At 70.4% G+C, this 15,523-nt stretch carries 17 protein-coding genes; 9 read left to right on the top strand and 8 right to left on the bottom strand.

The annotated features are described in order from the left end of the window. Nucleotides 1-142 precede the first annotated feature (142 nt). The 3 genes from CTB96_RS04260 to CTB96_RS04250 all read left to right on the top strand — a co-directional run bounded on the left by CTB96_RS04260 (nucleotide 143) and on the right by CTB96_RS04250 (nucleotide 3,276). Entirely contained in the window at nucleotides 143-1,054 is a 912-nt protein-coding gene (locus tag CTB96_RS04260; RefSeq protein WP_110125643.1) for a VOC family protein, read from the top strand. Beyond that, nucleotides 1,051-1,728 (top strand): alpha/beta hydrolase, encoded by a 678-nt coding sequence (locus tag CTB96_RS04255; protein ID WP_181397123.1) that lies wholly within the window; start codon nucleotides 1,051-1,053, stop codon nucleotides 1,726-1,728. Before CTB96_RS04260 ends, CTB96_RS04255 begins: the two co-directional genes overlap by 4 nt. Before the next feature lie 228 nt (nucleotides 1,729-1,956). Further along, nucleotides 1,957-3,276 (top strand): MFS transporter, encoded by a 1,320-nt coding sequence (locus tag CTB96_RS04250; RefSeq protein ID WP_110125641.1) that lies wholly within the window; start codon nucleotides 1,957-1,959, stop codon nucleotides 3,274-3,276. Between the two features lie 112 nt (nucleotides 3,277-3,388). Here CTB96_RS04250 and CTB96_RS04245 read toward each other — a convergent pair whose 3' ends face one another. Next, the gene (locus CTB96_RS04245) at nucleotides 3,389-4,150 is read right to left on the bottom strand and encodes a DeoR/GlpR family DNA-binding transcription regulator (RefSeq protein ID WP_110125640.1); all 762 of its coding nucleotides are present in this window, start codon (nucleotides 4,148-4,150) and stop codon (nucleotides 3,389-3,391) included. A gap of 57 nt (nucleotides 4,151-4,207) precedes the next feature. Between CTB96_RS04245 and CTB96_RS04240 the strand changes: the two genes are divergently transcribed. Together CTB96_RS04240 and CTB96_RS04235 are read left to right on the top strand one after the other, a co-directional pair. Further along, complete coding sequence (locus CTB96_RS04240) at nucleotides 4,208-4,591, top strand: DUF4406 domain-containing protein (RefSeq protein ID WP_248283203.1); 384 nt, start codon at nucleotides 4,208-4,210, stop codon at nucleotides 4,589-4,591. Continuing rightward, nucleotides 4,588-5,250 (top strand): NUDIX domain-containing protein, encoded by a 663-nt coding sequence (locus CTB96_RS04235; RefSeq protein ID WP_110125638.1) that lies wholly within the window; start codon nucleotides 4,588-4,590, stop codon nucleotides 5,248-5,250. The genes CTB96_RS04240 and CTB96_RS04235 overlap by 4 nt, the downstream gene beginning before the upstream one ends. 12 nt (nucleotides 5,251-5,262) lie before the next feature. Here the strand turns inward: CTB96_RS04235 and CTB96_RS04230 are convergent, their stop codons facing one another. Beyond that, entirely contained in the window at nucleotides 5,263-5,748 is a 486-nt protein-coding gene (locus CTB96_RS04230) for an SRPBCC family protein (RefSeq protein WP_110125637.1), read from the bottom strand. Between the two features lie 43 nt (nucleotides 5,749-5,791). Further along, complete coding sequence (locus CTB96_RS04225; RefSeq protein ID WP_181397122.1) at nucleotides 5,792-6,280, bottom strand: SRPBCC family protein; 489 nt, start codon at nucleotides 6,278-6,280, stop codon at nucleotides 5,792-5,794. A 388-nt stretch (nucleotides 6,281-6,668) separates the two neighbouring features. Here CTB96_RS04225 and CTB96_RS04220 point away from each other — a divergent pair, with 388 nt between their 5' ends. Next, on the top strand, nucleotides 6,669-7,580 hold the full coding sequence (locus tag CTB96_RS04220; protein ID WP_110125635.1) for a hypothetical protein: 912 nt from the start codon (nucleotides 6,669-6,671) through the stop codon (nucleotides 7,578-7,580). Between the two features lie 91 nt (nucleotides 7,581-7,671). On the opposite strand, the gene CTB96_RS04215 is transcribed toward CTB96_RS04220, so the two are convergent. Together CTB96_RS04215 and CTB96_RS04210 are read right to left on the bottom strand one after the other, a co-directional pair. Beyond that, entirely contained in the window at nucleotides 7,672-8,487 is an 816-nt protein-coding gene (locus CTB96_RS04215; protein ID WP_110125634.1) for an MBL fold metallo-hydrolase, read from the bottom strand. 152 nt (nucleotides 8,488-8,639) lie between these two features. Beyond that, nucleotides 8,640-9,197 carry a TetR/AcrR family transcriptional regulator gene (locus CTB96_RS04210; RefSeq protein ID WP_248283202.1) on the bottom strand — a complete coding sequence of 186 codons (558 nt, stop codon included), beginning with the start codon at nucleotides 9,195-9,197 and terminating at the stop codon, nucleotides 8,640-8,642. Nucleotides 9,198-9,245: 48 nt separating this feature from the next. Here CTB96_RS04210 and CTB96_RS04205 point away from each other — a divergent pair, with 48 nt between their 5' ends. Together CTB96_RS04205 and CTB96_RS04200 are read left to right on the top strand one after the other, a co-directional pair. Beyond that, complete coding sequence (locus CTB96_RS04205) at nucleotides 9,246-10,940, top strand: FAD-binding protein (protein ID WP_110125632.1); 1,695 nt, start codon at nucleotides 9,246-9,248, stop codon at nucleotides 10,938-10,940. Then, the gene (locus CTB96_RS04200; RefSeq protein ID WP_110125631.1) at nucleotides 10,937-12,016 is read left to right on the top strand and encodes an SDR family NAD(P)-dependent oxidoreductase; all 1,080 of its coding nucleotides are present in this window, start codon (nucleotides 10,937-10,939) and stop codon (nucleotides 12,014-12,016) included. The genes CTB96_RS04205 and CTB96_RS04200 overlap by 4 nt, the downstream gene beginning before the upstream one ends. Nucleotides 12,017-12,114: 98 nt before the next feature. Here CTB96_RS04200 and CTB96_RS04195 read toward each other — a convergent pair whose 3' ends face one another. Beyond that, on the bottom strand, nucleotides 12,115-13,050 hold the full coding sequence (locus CTB96_RS04195; RefSeq protein WP_110125630.1) for an SDR family NAD(P)-dependent oxidoreductase: 936 nt from the start codon (nucleotides 13,048-13,050) through the stop codon (nucleotides 12,115-12,117). Between the two features lie 164 nt (nucleotides 13,051-13,214). Between CTB96_RS04195 and CTB96_RS04190 the strand changes: the two genes are divergently transcribed. Further along, complete coding sequence (locus CTB96_RS04190) at nucleotides 13,215-13,820, top strand: TetR/AcrR family transcriptional regulator (protein WP_110125629.1); 606 nt, start codon at nucleotides 13,215-13,217, stop codon at nucleotides 13,818-13,820. Nucleotides 13,821-13,839: 19 nt separating this feature from the next. Here CTB96_RS04190 and CTB96_RS04185 read toward each other — a convergent pair whose 3' ends face one another. After that, nucleotides 13,840-14,940, bottom strand: coding sequence for an acyltransferase family protein (locus CTB96_RS04185; RefSeq protein WP_110125628.1), 1,101 nt, complete (start codon nucleotides 14,938-14,940; stop codon nucleotides 13,840-13,842). A gap of 166 nt (nucleotides 14,941-15,106) precedes the next feature. Then, nucleotides 15,107-15,511, bottom strand: a complete 405-nt coding sequence (locus CTB96_RS04180; RefSeq protein ID WP_110125627.1) for a hypothetical protein — start codon at nucleotides 15,509-15,511, stop codon at nucleotides 15,107-15,109. Nucleotides 15,512-15,523 lie beyond the last annotated feature (12 nt).

The following is a 15,523-nucleotide window of genomic DNA, read 5'->3' as shown; positions in this document are numbered from 1 at the left end:
GCGCCAGGCTGGGTGATTCCGGCACAATGGTTGTACCTACAAGCAATTGCTGTATGGTGGGGGATGCACGCAACCTGGCAGGTTGCACCGGCATCCGCTCTTCGGATGCGCGCGCCTGCCGCACGAACACCGGGAGCCAGTCATGACCGCCACGAACGAGCAGATCCTCAACGCCGACACCTCGATGGGCGCTGTGACCCTGCGGGTCGGCGACCTCGACACCATGTCGGACTACTACTCCCAGGCGTTCGCGATGGAGCCGCTCGAGGAGCGCAGCCGGGAGCGCGAGGTGCACCGGGTGCTCGGCCGTGGCACGACGCCGCTGGTGCGCCTGATCCACATGCCGGACCTGCCCGCTGTCGACCCGCGCCAGGCCGGCCTGTTCCACACGGCGTTCCTCTTCGAGACCCCCGCGAGCCTCGCGGCCACGGTCTACCGCGCCGCGCAGGACCCGCGCAGCCGATTCGTCGGCTCGAGCGACCACCTGGTGAGCGAGGCGTTCTACTTCACCGACCCGGAAGGCAACGGTGTTGAGCTGTACACCGACCGGGGCCGGGACACCTGGATTCACGACGGCGAGCAGATCCGCATGGCCACCGAGTACCTCGACCCGAACGCCTACCTGCAGGGCCACCTCTCCCAGGAGGTGCTGGATGCCGCCCCCACGCTGGCCGGCGTCGTCGGCCACGTGCACCTGCAGGTCGGCGACGTCGCCGCGGCCCGCGCCTTCTACGTCGATGCCCTCGGGTTTGAGGCGACCGCCACCAACTACCCTGGCGCGGTTTTCGCTTCCGCCGGCGGCTACCACCACCACATCGCCATGAACACCTGGAACAGCCGCGGCTCCGGCCCGCGCGCGGCCGGCCTCGGCCTCGGCGACGTGGCCATCACCGTGCCCGGCGTTGCCGACCTGGAGTTGCTCACCGCGCGGCTGCGGTCCCGGTCGATCCCCTTCGCCGGCGACGGCCGCTCGGTGTCGGTGAACGACCCATGGGGAACGCAGGTCACCGTGGCGCTGCCCGACCTCTCCACCGACGAGCTGATCGCCCGATGAGCGGGCTGCTGCGCGACGTGCGTTCAGCGGACTGGCCGGTCGAGACCGGTGCGGCACCGTTTGTCGCCCTGCTGCTGCACGGCTACGGCTCGAACGAGAACGACCTCACCGGTCTGATGCCCCCGCTCGGCCTCGCCCTGCCCTGGGCGTCGCTGCGGGCACCGATCGAACTCGGCAACGGCGGTGCCGCCTGGTTCACGATCACCACGCCCGGCAACCCCGACGCGGCTCCGGTCGCCGCGGCCACCGACCTGATCTGGGCCTGGGTCGACGAGAACCTGACCGCCGACACTCGCGTCATCCCGATCGGCTTCTCCCAGGGCGGCCTCATGGCCAGCCAGTTGCTGCGCACCCGGCCCGACCGGGTGCTCGCCCCGGTCGTGCTCGGCGGGTTCGTGCTGGGCGCGGAACAGCCCGGCGACGCCGACCTCGCCGCGAACCGCCCACCGGTCTTCTGGGGCCGCGGCGCCGAGGATCGTGTGATCGCCGCATCCGCCATCACCCGCACCAGTGCCTACCTGCCACAGCACTCTGCTCTGGTGGAGCGGGTCTACCCGGGCCTGGCGCACGGCATCGATGCGGCCGAGCTCGCCGACGTGCGCGAGTTCCTCGCCGTGCACGCCGGCGTGGGTGCCGCCCCGGTCGCCGGAGCGGGTGCCCCGACCTCTCCGTGAGTGCCGCCCGGCGGATGCGCGGCATCCGCTAATTGTCGTCCGGTGGGGCAACGGTTGTCGCCCAGTAGCCGCCCCCGTCCGCTGGTCGAGACCCGGTGACGCGCTTGTGGGTCGCCCCGTCCGCTGGTCGAGCTTGTCGAGACCCGGTGAGGCGTCTGCGGTCAGTAGCCACTCGGCTGTGAGGTCTCGACAGGCTCGACCAGCGGGTAGGCATGGTTGACTCGACGCATGGCTGACCCCGGACGCACCCCGCTGGAGCGCGCCCGCACCCCCGGCCCGTTCGCGTCGGCGCCGTTCCGCTGGCTGCTCACCGCCCGCACCATCGCCACGCTCGGCAACGCCGCCGCCCCCATTGCGCTGGCCTTCGCCGTGCTCGACCTCACCGGCTCCGCTGTCGACCTCGGCCTGGTGGTGGCCAGCCGGTCGATCGCCAATGTGGCGGTGCTGCTCTTCGGCGGAGTGATCGCCGACCGACTGCCCAAGCACCTGCTGCTCGTGGGCACCTCTCTCGCCGCCGCCGCGACCCAGGCCGCGGTTGCCGCGCTCGTGCTCTCCGGCTCGGCCACGATTCCGCTGCTGATGCTGCTCAGCATCCTCAACGGTGCCGTCGCCGCGGTCAGCTTTCCAGCCTCGGCGGCGGTCGTGCCGCAGACGGTGCCGGTGTCGCAACTGCGGCCGGCCAACGCGCTGCTGCGGCTGAGCCTGAACGGCGGCGCCATCCTGGGCGCCAGCCTCGGCGCGGTGCTCATCGCCGCGGTCGGCCCCGGCTGGGGCCTGGCGCTCAACGCCGCATCCTTCGCCCTGGCCGGCATTTTCTTTGCATTCGTGCGCACGCCGTTCGCCGTGCCGGCCGACCTGGCGGATGGCGCCGCCCCGTCCCGCAGCGTGCTGCGGGAGCTGCGCGAGGGCTGGCGGGAGTTCTCCAGCCGCACCTGGGTATGGGTGGTGGTGGCCCAGTTCGCCCTGGTGAACGCGGCCTTCGTGGGAGCGATCGCGGTGCTCGGCCCGCTCGTGGCCGACGACAGCTTCGGTCGTGCCAGTTGGGGCCTGATCATCGCCGCCGAGACCGTCGGCCTGGCACTTGGCGGGCTGCTAGCGCTGCGCTGGCGCCCGCGGCATGCGCTCGGCATCGGGGTGGGCCTGGTGATCGTCACCGCCCTGCCCATCGTGGGTCTCGCCCTGGTGCCGCTGGTACCGCTGCTGGTGGTCGCGTTCCTCATCGGCGGCCTGGCGATCGAACAGTTCGGCGTGGCCTGGGACCAGTCGCTGCAGCAGAACATCCCGCAAGACAAGCTCGCCCGGGTGTATTCCTACGACGCCGTCGGCTCGTTCATCGCCATCCCGGTGGGGGAGATCCTGGTCGGCCCGCTCGCGCATTCTTTCGGCACGACTCCGGTGCTGCTCGGCTGTGCCGCCGTGATCGTGCTCGCCAGCCTCGCCGCGCTCAGCACCCGCAGCGTGCGCAGACTCACCGTGGGCGTGCCCGGGCCGGACGCGGCGCATCCGCCGACCCCGACCGACCCCACCCCGCCCTACCCCGCCCCCTAACTGTTGCCGAAGCGGACTTTTGCGTCCGGCGCACCGGCCGCAGAAGTCCGCACGGGGAACAGTTGGCGGGGACAGTGCGCGGGCGGACGCGGGCGGAGAACGCGCGGCGCGGCTAGCCCTGGGCCTGCAGGATGCTGACGCCCGCGTCGCGGAGGCCCAGCACCGTGGGGTCGTCGTCCGGGGCGTCGGTGACGATGCCGGCGATCTCGGCCAGCGGGAGCACCCGGTACGGCGAGGCCACGCCGATCTTCTCCAGGCTGGCCAGCACGTAGGTGTCGGCCGCCCGACCGGCCAGGGCGCGCTTCATGGCGGCCTCCTCCACGTCGCCGGTGGTGAGTCCGTGTGTGCCGTGCACCCCGGTGACGCCGAGGAGGAACAGGTCGGCCGAGACGGCCTGGGCGGCCTCGACCGCGGCCGCTCCGCAGGTGACGGCGGAATGCTTGAACAGTCGCCCACCCAGCAGGAAGACCTCGACGCGGTCATTCGGTACCAGGGCGGCGGCGATGGTGGGACTGTGCGTGATCACGGTGCAGGCCAGGTCGGCGGGCAGCGCGGCCACCACGGCGAGGGTGGTCGTGCCGCCATCGAGGATCACGGTGCTGCCCGGCAGGATCAGCTGCGCAGCGCGCGCGGCCACCCGGTCCTTGCTCGCTGGCTGCACCCGGGCGCGGTCCGCGTACTGCACCAGCGCGGGCGAGACCGGCAGCGCGCCACCGTAGACCCGTTGGCAGAGGCCCGCCGCGGCCAGTTCGCGTAGGTCCCGGCGCACACTGTCGTCGGAGAGTCCGAGTTCGAGGGCGATCTCCTTGGCGATGATCTTGCCGTCGCGGGCGAGGCGGTCCAGCAGCACGGCGTGACGTTCGGCGGCGAGCATTCTCACGTTCCTTCCGAGTTGTGCATGTTTCTGCACGTTTAAGCTACTCTAGCTCACATGAGCCCCTCCCTGATGATCCTGATCGCCGGTCCCTACCGTTCCGGCACCGGCGACGACCCGATCCTGCTGCGCCAGAACCTCGATCGGCTCGAGGCCGCGGCCTGGCCGCTCTTCCGGGCCGGCCACCTGCCGATGATCGGCGAATGGGTGGCGCTGCCGGTGCTGGCCAGTGCGGGCGTGACGGATGTGGCGCATCCGTTGGCCGCCGACGTGATGTACCCCACGGCCGAGCGTCTGCTCGCCCGGTGTGATGCCGTGCTGCGGCTGCCCGGGGACTCCCGCGGCGCCGACCAGGATGTGGCCATCGCCCGCGAGCGCGGCCTGCCGGTGTACACCAGCCTGGCCGAGGTGCCCGGCGTGACCGTGGCTGCTCCGGTATGACCGCGCACTCCGGCCGCGGCGCCGACCGACCCGACAGCCGCGGCCGCACCGGCCTCCATCGCGCGGGCCTAGACCTGACCGGCAACCCCGATGTGCGCGTCGAGCGGGTCGAGGTGACCAGCGACGGCTGGCACGTGCTGCGTCGCACCACCTTCGCCTACCGCCGCCGCGATGGCCGCGTCGACACCCAGCAGCGCGAGACCTACGACCGCGGCAACGGCGCCACCATCCTGCTCTACGACCCGACCCGGCGCACGGTGCTGCTCACCCGCCAGTTCCGCTATCCCGCCTACGTCAACGGTCACCCCGACGGGCTGCTCATCGAGACCGCCGCGGGCCTGCTCGACAACGATGCCCCTGACGTGGCGATCCGCCGCGAGGCCAGCGAGGAACTCGGCGTGACCGTGGGCGAACTTCGGCACGTGTTCGACCTCTATATGAGCCCGGGCTCGGTGACCGAGCGGCTGCACTTCTACGTAGCCGCGTACGGCCCGGCCGACCGGGTGGATGCCGGCGGCGGCCTGGCCGAAGAGGGCGAAGACATCGAAGTGCTCGAGCTGTCGCTCGCCGACGCGCTCGCCGCGGTGGCCGACGGCCGGATCGTCGACGCCAAGACCGTCATCCTGCTGCAGTGGGCGGCGCTGACCGGCCTCATCTGACGCGGGGCCGGATCAGAGCGCCGGATGCTTGCCGCGGGTGCCGGCCTCGGCCTCGGCGAGGGCGGTGAGCCGGTCGAGCGCCTTCGGCCACATCTCCTCGAACATGTCTTCATCCTGCTCATCGGTATCAAGGTCGACCGTGACGGTCGTGACGCCGTCGGCTTCGCTGAAGGTGTAGTTCTCGTGCGCGCCCTTGAGCATCCGGGCATACTCGCTCTCGGTGTCGACGTCACCGTGGAGAATCACACCGGTGTACTCGATCGACACGAACTCGTGCGGCCGGTGCTCGGCGATCACACCGACCATGCCGCCGATCCCGTGGTCACCCTCACCGTCGCCGAGAAAGAGGATCTCGCTGCCCGGCAACCAGGAGCCTTCGAAGTAGGAGCCGGCGCCGAACACGCTGGCCCACTGCCGGTAGGTGGCGTCGTCGAGCATCGTCTCCCACACGAGCTCGGCGGGGGCATCAATCTTCCTTGAAAAATGCAGAGTCTTCATGCGGAGAGCGTAGCGCCGCCCGAAAGTCGTCGACAGGGGATGCTCAGGGCTGATCGGGTTGGCGCCGGGCGACCGCGGCTTCGGCGAGTTCCTTGAGTTTGGCCAGGCCTTTCGGCCAGAGCTCGCTGAGTATCTGATCGTAGTTGTCGGCGGTGTCCACATCGATGGTCACGGTGGTGGAGCCGTCGTTCTGCACGAAGGTGTACGACTCGCGCGCCCCGATCAACTGCTGGGCCTCCGGGCTGGAGATGTCGTCGGCATCGTTGACGATTTGCCCCTGGTATTCGATCGCCACGAACTCATACGGCCGGTGGTCCGTGATCACTCCGAAGACGCCCGTCATGCCCGACCCGGCTCCCTCCGGACTGCTGCCGAGAAATCGGATCTCGGTGCCCGGTTGCCAGGTGCCTTCGAAGTACGAATCCGGGGTGAACACGCTCGTCCACTGCCGGTAGGTGGACTCGTCGAACATCGTCGACCAGACGACGGCCGCCGGCGCCGCTACCTCGATCGAGAATTGCCGCCTCTCCATCCCGTGAGTGTAGCTCCGGGCAGATCGCGCACCTAGGGCACGACCCCTCTGCGGGGAAAGATTCGAATTAACATCCATTCACAGGCCTGTGGATAACCCTGTGCACAGGGTGTGGAAACCTGCGCGATCACCGGCCACAGGCTGTGGAATACGCTGTGGAGAACCTGGGGAGAACGGTGTGCACTTCGCCGTCCGGCCCTCGGCGCGGCGGTGTGCGGCCGGTACCGACTCGTGCTAACACTCTCGAATACGACTACGTGCCAGCGGTGCCCGCCGGCCGCAGCGGGGCGGCAGGTTCCCGCCGGCTGCCCGCACGGTCTAGCCTGATCCTCAGCGGTATCAACGGCCGCGGAGAGCGCGCACCGGAGCGGGCCTCAGAAAGCAGCCCATGAGCGCGACGGATGCAACGCGAACGGCGGAATTCGACGCCTTCGGCCCCTGGGTCGACGAGGTGCACGACCCCACCGAGCTGCCCGCGCTCTACCGGAATCACCCGGTGGACTTCGCCGCCAGTCAGCTCGTGCTCAAGGTGCCACGCAACATCAGCCGCCGCGACGCCCTGCCCGGCATGCACCTCTACGACCACCTGATTGTGGTGGCGCCGGATGCCTTCACCGTGCTCAGCCGCACCGGCGATAGCTACACCGAGAGCAGCATCGGCTACGGCGACATCGCCGTGATCGAGGACTCGGTCGACCTGGTCGACGGTCGCCTGTGCATCCACACCCGCGCGCGAACGACCCTCACCGTGCCCTACAACGGCTCGTCCCAGCAGGTGATCACGCGCCTCACCGACGTGCTCCGCCAACTCGCCTCCGCCGCGGCCGGATCCGGCCCGACCCTTGCCCTGTCGCAACCGGATGCGCCGCCCGCCGCGCTCGATCTGCTCGACCTGGGCAAGCACGACGTGGGTCTCGTCACCTCGTACTTCGACCTGCTGCGGCACGAGCCCGACGCCGACCTGCTCGCCGCGCACGGCCGGGTCGCCCTGATTCCCCGGGGCGGCGTGTGCAGCCGGCTGGTGCATGCGGTGCATCCGATGACGCTGCACGGTGCGGTGTTCTGCCGCACCGAGCGGGAGCTGCAGATCGTGGGCCGGCGGCACTGGCTGGTGCGCGGCAAGGCGCCGGAGTTGTCGCGCTCGCTCACCACCATTCCGTTGGCCGCGATTGACGCGATCACCCTCCACCCGCATCCGAAGTACCTGGATGCGTCGGTGGTCACCGTCGCGCTGGGCGACCTGCGCTACGAGGCCGTGCTGCCCGCCGGTTCGGCGGCCGAGCGGCTGCTGGCGGGGTAGTAACCCGCCGCCGCCGCGAGTTGCCCTGCTGCGGACGAACTGCTCCCGTGCGCGGGGGCAACTCGTCCGCGCGGGGGCAACTCGGCGCGGCTCAGGTGAGGTGGTCGAAGTCGCCGCGCGCCCAGGCCGCGTGCCGGTCGGCCGAGCGCCGCACGATGGCGCGCGCATCCGCCTGGATCACGTTGTCGAAGCTGCCGTACAGCCGGTCGAAGTCGAACGCCTCGAGTGCGCCGGCGAGACGCTCCGCCACCGACCCCGACAGCGGCAGCCGGTTGGGGAAGCTGCGCATGAAGCTCACCGAGCCGCGGTCGGGGTTGGCGTAGACGGTATCGCCGGAGAGCAGCACGCCGCGACCCTCGGCGCCGGCCTGCCAGTGCAGCACCGCACTGCCGGGAAAGTGCCCGCCCACCTGGGCCAGGGTGACGCCGCGGGCGAGGCAGACCTCGCCGGCCCATGGCTGGATCACCGGGTCCGGCCGGGCGAGCCAGCCCAGGTCGGCCTCGGCGACCAGCACCGGCGCCCCGCCCAGCGCCCGGCTCCACTCCACCTGCACCCCGAACATGTGCGGATGGCTGGCCACGATCGCGCGCACCGGGCCGGCGGCGAGCACCCGGCCGGCGATCTCGTCGTCGACGAACCCGATCGGGTCCCAGAGCACGTTGCCCTGCGGGGTGCAGAGGAGCTTCGCCTGCTGGCCGATGCCCACCGCGGGTGTGCTCTGAATGCCGAAGAGGTCGGGCTCCAGGGCGGTGAGCTCGGCGCGGGTGCCGGTGTCGTACAGCCCGGCGAGGGTGGTCCAGTGCTGCCCGGTCGCGGGCACCCACTGCCGTTCGTCGGCGCAGATGGCGCAGGTACCGGTGTTCACGGTGTGCTCCACCCCGCAGGTGGCGCAGATCCAGACGCTCATGATGGCTCTCCCGACTCGCGTGTGCCGCCAGTATGCCGCGCCGCGGCGGGCGGCAGGCGGCACGGCCGCCCGGTCGAGTTGCCCGCCTGCGGACGACCTGCCCTGTTGTGCCGGGGCAGCTCGTCCGTGCGAGGGCAACTCGCGCAGAAGGCTCAGCGCGGGGTGAAGGCCGCGTGGAAGAGTCCCCAGGCGCGGCGGGCCACTTCGGGCCGGTCGGATGCGTCGCTACGGGCGAGCATCCCGGCCAGCATCGAGACGGCCAGGATCACATCCGCTGTGCTCACGTGCTCGCCGATGCGCCCGGCCGCCTGCTCGCGGGCGAGCAACCGCGCCACGATGACGTCGAGCCGTTCGGAGAGGTGCGCGGCGCGAGGGTCGTGCAGGTCGGCGGTGACCAGGTCGATCAGGGCGGTGGAGGCCAGGGCCTGTTCGATCACCCGGTCGAGCAGGTCGTCGAGGGTCGTCTCCGGGCGCTCGACGAAGACCTGCAGCGCCGTGATGTTCTCGTCGAAGATCTCGACCGCCAGTGCCATCCGGTCGGGAAAATGCCGGTACAGGCTGCCCTGGCCCACTCCGGCGCGGCGGGCGACCGCGCTCAGCGGTGCGGAGAACCCCTCGGCCGCGAAGACTTCCCGGGCCGCCGCGAGGATCGCGCGCCGGTTCTCGGGCCCGGCACTGGGTCCGCGATTTTTTTTGGATTTTGTCTCCACCGGGGTAGCGTACATCCGGACAGTGTTGTCCGGATCGAGGAGGAGCTTATGGCCGCCCAATGGGATCGCGAAGTAGATGTACTCGTGGCAGGTTCGGGGGCCGCGGGATTGACCGCCGCCATCACCGCCGCAGATGCGGGCCTCACCGCCCTCATCGTGGAAAGCACCGGCCGCTGGGGCGGCACCACCATGCTCAGCGGCGGCGGCCTGTGGATGCCGAACAATCCGCTAATGCGCAAGCTCGGCATCCAGGACTCCCGCGCCGATGCCCTCACCTACATGGAGGCGGCGATCGGGGATGCCGGCCCGGCCAGCTCTATCGCGCGCCGGGAGGCCTTCGTCGACTCGGTGCCCCGGGTGTTCTCACTGCTCGCCCGGCTCGGTGTGCGCTGGTGCGCGGCCAAGGACTACCCCGACTACTACCCCGACCGGCCCGGCGGCCGGGTGGGCCGCGGCATCGAGGTGGAGTCGTTTGACGCCAAGCGGCTGGGCGAATACGTCAAGCTCTCCCGCGCCGACGAGGGCCTGCCGGCGCCGCTGAAGACCGACGACGTCTGGCTGCTCTCCCGCGCCTGGTCCACCCCGACCGGTTTTGTGCGCGGCGCCCGCTTCGTCTTCCGCACCGTGGGCGGCCTGGCCAGCGGCAAGAAGCTCTATGGCCTGGGCGCGGCCCTGGTGATGACCCTGATGGAGATCGTCCAGCGGCAGGGCACCGAAGTGCTGCTGAACTCCCCGGTGAGCGAACTGGTACTCGAAGACGGCCGGGTGGTCGGCGCGATCGTCACCACCGAAAACGGACCGGTGCGCATCCGCGCCCGCGCCGGGGTCATCCTGGGCGCCGGCGGGTTCGCCCAGAACAAGGAATTGCGCCAGAAGTACCACGGCATGCCCGGCAACAGCTCGGCCGCGGCCGGCGACCAGGGCACCGCCATCAACGTGGGTGCGGCGGCCGGCGGCGCGCTCGCCCTGATGGACGACGCCTGGTGGGGCTCTGCGGTGCCGATGGCCGATGGCACCGCCTCATTCATGCTCTCCGAACGGTCGATGCCGTACGGCATCATCGTCGATCAGGCGGGAAACCGGTATCTCAACGAGTCGGAGAGCTACATCGACTTCGGCCACGAGATGATCGAGCACCACCGGCAGACGCCGACGATTCCATCCTGGTTGATCCTCGACATCCGGCACCGCCGCCGCTACCTGTCCTCCTCGCTGCTGGCCGGCGGCAAGAGCCTGCGCGCCAACGGCACCGTCGTCTCGGCGAACACCATCGAGGAGCTCGCCGCCCGGCTGCACATCGACCCGGCCGCGCTGCGCGCCACCGTGGACAGGTTCAACGGCTTCGCCAAGAGTGGCGTCGACGAGGACTTCGGCCGTGGCCGCACGGTTTACGACAACTACTACGGCGACCCGAGCGTGAAGCCCAACCCCAACCTCGGCGCGCTGGAGAAGGGACCGTTCACCGCGGTCAAGGTGGTGCCCGGCGACCTCGGTACCAAGGGCGGGCTGCTCACCGACGAGCACGCCCGGGTACTCGACGAAGGCGGCACCCCGATCGCCGGGCTGTATGCGGCCGGCAACACCACCGCATCCGTGATGGGCCGCACCTACCCCGGCCCCGGCTCGACCATCGCCCCCGCGGTGGTATTCGGCTACCTCGCCGCGCTGCACGCGGCCAGCTACTCCGCCCCAGTGACCCCATCGGAGGCGGATCTCCAGAAAGAAAAGGAACCTCTCGCATGACACAGACACTCTCGGCCGACTCCTCCGTCGGCGCCTGGCTCGACGACCCCACCGGCGGACCGATTCTGCGCGACCTGCTCGCGCAGGCCGGCCAGAGCGCCGACGTGCTACGCCCGGTGCGCAAGCTGGCGATCAAGCGCCTGGTCAAGCTCAGCAAGGGCCAGTTCCCGCCCGAGCTGATCGACGAGCTGGTGCGCCGTGTCGCGGCCGGCGAGGTGCCCGTCGCCACCGGTGCGGCGGATGCGACGGCTGCCGCGGCGGCCGAAACGACCGCCGAACCTGTCGCCACCCGGCCCGACGCCGTCGAGCGCCCGGAGTGGGTGGAACGGGTGAGCACCGGCCGGTTCACCGGCAAGACCGTGATCGTCACCGGAGCGGGTTCCGGCATCGGCCGGGCCACCGCCTCCCGGGTTGCACGGGAGGGCGGCCGGGTGATCGCGGTCGACATCTCCCAGGAACGGCTCGACGAGTTCGCGGCCGAGCACGCCGGCGCCGACATCGTGCCGGTGGTGGCGAACATCACCGACGACGACGCCATCGCCGGCATCCTCGCGGCGGCGGGCGATCAGATCGATGCCCTCGCCAACGTGGCCGGCATCATGGACGACATGACCCCGGTGCACGAGGTGAGCGACGCCGTGTGGAAGCGGGTCTTCGCGATCAATGTGGACGGCACCATGAAACTCATGCGCGCCGTGGTGCCCGGCATGCTCGCCCGGCAGTACGGGGCGATCGTGAACGTGGCCTCCGAGGCGGCGCTCCGCGGCTCGGCGGCCGGGGTGGCCTACACCGCGTCGAAGCACGCGGTGGTGGGGCTGACCAAGAGCAGCGCCTACATGTACGGGCCCAGCGGCATCCGGGTGAACGCGGTGGCGCCGGGCCCCACGATCACCAACATCGAGGCGACCTTTGCCTCACCGCTCGGAGCCGAGCGGGTGCGCGCCGGCATGGCGCTGCTGCCCGACGCCGTCGAGGCGGATGCGCTCGCCGCGTCGATCACCTTCCTGCTCAGCGACGACGGTGTGAACGTGAACGGGCAGGTGCTCGCCAGCGACGGCGGCTGGTCGGTCGCCTAAGCGGAGCGTTCATTTTCGGACTTCGCACAGTTCTGAGCCCTCGGGACTGTGCGAAGTCCGCAAACGAGGGCAGACGGGCGCCGCGAGTGCGGCGGCGGTCAGGCCGTCGCGATCACGTCGGCGGAGACGTCCCAGAGCCGGCGTGCTGCGGCCGGGTCGAGCGCATGCGGGAGCACTCCGTAGATCCCATCGACGATTTCCGGCACCATTCTGGCCGGGTGGCAATCCTCGTAGTACCCCGGCGTGCCGACACCGAGCGCGGCCCGGGTGGCCACGAAGACCGAGGTTGCCGCTCCCTGCGCGGGGCTCTTCCCCGGGTAGCGGCGCTTCATCCCGGCCAACACCTCAGGGTCCCAGTGTCGCTGCAGGTTGGTCCAGATTCCACCCGGCATCAGGGCGGCGGCGGTGATGCCGTCGTCCGCCCACCGGCGGGTGGCCTCGAGCGCAAACAGCACGTTCGCCGTTTTCGACTGCCCGTAGGCGAGCCCGGAATCGTAGGCATCCCGTTCGAAGAACAGGTCGTCGAACCGGATGCCGCTTGAGCCGTGCCCGCTCGAGCTCACCGCCACGATGCGAGCCCCGCCGGCGGCGGCCAGCGCGGGATGCAGCGCGGTCGCGAGCGCGAAGTGCCCCAGGTGATTGACGGCGAACTGCATCTCCCAGCCCGCCGGGGTGCGCAATTCCGGGGTGTGCATGATGCCGGCATTGTTGACCAGGATGTGGAGCGGTCCCGTCCACGACGCGGCCAGTGCTCGCACCGTGGCCAGGTCGGCCAGGTTGAGGTGGGCCACCCGCACTGTGCCGGCGTCGGTGCTAGAGCGGATGTCCTCGGCTGTTCGCTCGCCGGCCGCCAGATCCCGAACGGCGAGCGTGACACGCGCGCCGGCCGCGGCCAGCGCGCGGGCGGTCTCCACTCCGATTCCGGAGCTTGCGCCGGTGACGAGGGCGGATCGTCCGGCCAGGTCGAGGCCGTCGACCACCTCGAGCGCGGTGGACTCCGCCCCGAACGGCGCTGCCGCGGTCGTCTCGAGCATCAGCCGACCCGGTCGTCGAGGATGCCGCTGACGACAGCGCGCACGTCGGTGCGGCCGGCGACACGGGGCTCGGGGAACATGGACCGCGTTTCATCAGTAGGGGACTTCACGGTCCATTCGTATCACAGTCTGGACCCTGTGGTCCACTACGATACGATCGAGGGATGGAGGAGACGAAAATCACCGCCCGCGGTCGGGCCACCCGGCAGCGGATCATCGAGGCCACCGGAGAGCAGATCCTCGCCGCCGGCATCGGCGGCACGACCCTCGACACCGTGCGTGCGGCCACGCTTACCAGCAAGAGCCAGCTCTTCCACTACTTTCCGGGCGGCAAATCCGAACTCGTGCGCGAAGTCGCCACCTGGGAGGGGCAACAGCTCCTCGCGGCCCAGGAACCTTTCATCCACGACCTCAGCACCTGGGATTCCTGGATCCAGTGGCGTGCAGCTCTAGTGGAGTACTACTTGGGTTTGGGCCGGTGGGCCTGCCCGATCGGTTCGCTGGCAACGCAGGCCGCCCTGACCGACCCCGACCTCGAAGCATTCTTCAACGCGAGCATGGCGACGTGGAGGGACACACTGGCCGAGGGCGTCACGAAGATGCAGGCCGGCGGCCACATCGACCGCACGGCGGACCCGCAGCGCATCGCCGTCGTCATCCTCGCCGCGATCCAAGGCGGGCTTGTGCTCAGTCAGCCGATGCGGTCGGCCTGGCCGCTCGAAGCGGCGCTCGACTCGGCCCTGGAACCGCTCCATCAGGCAGCCGCCTGACGCGCTCGGTCGCCGGCCCCTACGGCCCGGAACGGGCGTCGACGGGCGCGGCACGGCGGGGCCGGTAGCGACCGGAGACCACCCCGATCAGCCACTCGAGCGGGCCCTTGCCCACGAACCGCCACCACAGGATGCCCACGAGCGGCACCCCGAGCACCAACACGAGCCACGCCACCGGATCGGTGGTGCCGAACCGGATGCCGTTCTCGCTCATCAGTCCCACCACCGCCACCTGGAAGACGTAGAGCGACAGCGACACCGAGCCGATCGCCCGGAACGGCAGGAACACGGCGTGCACCACCGCTGACGACCGCCGGCCGCGGAGCGACGCCAACAGCATGATGATCCCGAGCGCCAAGAGCACCAGCCCGGCGTCGTGCAGGGTGTCGAGATAGCTGCCCGACGCGCTGAATTGCTCGCCGGTGGCGCCGCGCCAGAGCGGGCCGAGCCACCAGGCCGGCACCGCGATCGCCACGAGCACCAGGCCGGTGCGGCGACCGCCGAAGTGGATGCGGAACAGCAGCGCCCCGAGCAGGAACCAGGGCAGCAGATTGGTCACGCGGTAGTGCGGGCTGAGGAAGATCCACTCGAGCAAAAAGCTGGCCGGGGTGCGCTCGCCGGCGGTGATCAAGGGACCGGTGGCCACCAGCACGGCGTCGTTCAACGGCGCACCCACCACGAGCACCACGGCCAGCACGGCCACGAGCGCGCGGGTGCCCAGCAGCACCAGTGGGGTGCCAACCGCGAGCACGATACCCAGGAACGACAGCACGATCGCGATCCAACTGCCCCAGGTCTCCAGGAGCAGCCCGAGCGCCACCAGGATCGCGCCGCGAATGAGGTTCTGCAGAATCACCGAGCGCACGGCGCCGGGCCCACGGCCGGCCTTGGCCAGCACGATCGCGGCCGCCGCGCCCATCGTGAGGGCGAACAGCGGCGAAGCGAGGTCGTTCAGCTGGCTCTGCAGAAACAGGGTGGCGGCCGGTTGCTCGGCCATGATCGGGCCGGCATGGGCCACCAGCATCGCCAGGATGGCCAGTCCACGCGCCACATCCGGCACCACGTAGCGGTCTCGCTGCAGGCGCGGCGCGACCGGGGTGACAACGGCGGACCCGGTCATGCGGTCACCTCTCGTTGGGTGAGGGGAGCGAGGGGACGAACAGTATTGCTTCGACCATCGTGCCATGCGCGTTCGCCGAGATGCGATAGGTTCCGCGAGAGCGGCCGAATGGCTGCCTCGGACCCCCGGAAACAACCATTCGGCCGCTCTCGTGGCCCGCGTCGGGTCAGCTCAGCGCGACGATCACGGTCAGCACCATCAGCACAGCGCTGAGCGGCGCCATGGTCAACCGCTCGGGTTTCGACCTCGACACCGCGTTCAGCACGATGCCGAGCGCGAAGTAGCCGGCCAGCACCCAGGTGGCCACGACGACGACCCCCGGCCAGGGCAGCACGTTCGCCAGGCCGGCACGCTGCAACACGAGCACCGCGAAGATCAGGTAGAGCCCGATCGAGATGGCGCTGCCGAGCCGCTTCTGCACCGGCAGCACGCGGTCCTGTCCGCCCCAGGCGAGATGCCCGAGCGGTGCGCCCGCGATCAGCGCCGCCTGGAAGACGATCAAACCCGCCATGAGCACGGTGAACAGGATGGCGGCCGCCGGCGCCAGTTCTGCGATGATGATGGCCAGCATGGCCTCCCGCCT

It is taken from the genome of Cryobacterium arcticum (assembly GCF_003185895.1).
Lineage (GTDB): Bacteria > Actinomycetota > Actinomycetes > Actinomycetales > Microbacteriaceae > Cryobacterium > Cryobacterium arcticum.
Note: the sequence above shows the minus strand (reverse complement) of the source record. Positions and strands in the feature narration are given on the sequence as shown.

Excerpts from the sequence above, each read along its gene's own strand:
- CTB96_RS04230 (WP_110125637.1), bottom strand. The coding sequence starts at position 5,748 with ATGAAGACTCTGCATTTTTCAAGGAAGATTGATGCCCCCGCCGAGCTC.
- CTB96_RS04240 (WP_248283203.1), top strand. The coding sequence starts at position 4,208 with ATGAGCCCCTCCCTGATGATCCTGATCGCCGGTCCCTACCGTTCCGGC.
- CTB96_RS04185 (WP_110125628.1), bottom strand. The coding sequence starts at position 14,940 with ATGACCGGGTCCGCCGTTGTCACCCCGGTCGCGCCGCGCCTGCAGCGA.
- CTB96_RS04260 (WP_110125643.1), top strand. The coding sequence starts at position 143 with ATGACCGCCACGAACGAGCAGATCCTCAACGCCGACACCTCGATGGGC.
- CTB96_RS04190 (WP_110125629.1), top strand. The coding sequence starts at position 13,215 with ATGGAGGAGACGAAAATCACCGCCCGCGGTCGGGCCACCCGGCAGCGG.
- CTB96_RS04220 (WP_110125635.1), top strand. The coding sequence starts at position 6,669 with ATGAGCGCGACGGATGCAACGCGAACGGCGGAATTCGACGCCTTCGGC.
- CTB96_RS04180 (WP_110125627.1), bottom strand. The coding sequence starts at position 15,511 with ATGCTGGCCATCATCATCGCAGAACTGGCGCCGGCGGCCGCCATCCTG.
- CTB96_RS04200 (WP_110125631.1), top strand. The coding sequence starts at position 10,937 with ATGACACAGACACTCTCGGCCGACTCCTCCGTCGGCGCCTGGCTCGAC.
- CTB96_RS04195 (WP_110125630.1), bottom strand. The coding sequence starts at position 13,050 with ATGCTCGAGACGACCGCGGCAGCGCCGTTCGGGGCGGAGTCCACCGCG.
- CTB96_RS04235 (WP_110125638.1), top strand. The coding sequence starts at position 4,588 with ATGACCGCGCACTCCGGCCGCGGCGCCGACCGACCCGACAGCCGCGGC.
- CTB96_RS04250 (WP_110125641.1), top strand. The coding sequence starts at position 1,957 with ATGGCTGACCCCGGACGCACCCCGCTGGAGCGCGCCCGCACCCCCGGC.
- CTB96_RS04225 (WP_181397122.1), bottom strand. The coding sequence starts at position 6,280 with ATGGAGAGGCGGCAATTCTCGATCGAGGTAGCGGCGCCGGCGGCCGTC.
- CTB96_RS04245 (WP_110125640.1), bottom strand. The coding sequence starts at position 4,150 with ATGCTCGCCGCCGAACGTCACGCCGTGCTGCTGGACCGCCTCGCCCGC.
- CTB96_RS04255 (WP_181397123.1), top strand. The coding sequence starts at position 1,051 with ATGAGCGGGCTGCTGCGCGACGTGCGTTCAGCGGACTGGCCGGTCGAG.
- CTB96_RS04215 (WP_110125634.1), bottom strand. The coding sequence starts at position 8,487 with ATGAGCGTCTGGATCTGCGCCACCTGCGGGGTGGAGCACACCGTGAAC.
- CTB96_RS04205 (WP_110125632.1), top strand. The coding sequence starts at position 9,246 with ATGGCCGCCCAATGGGATCGCGAAGTAGATGTACTCGTGGCAGGTTCG.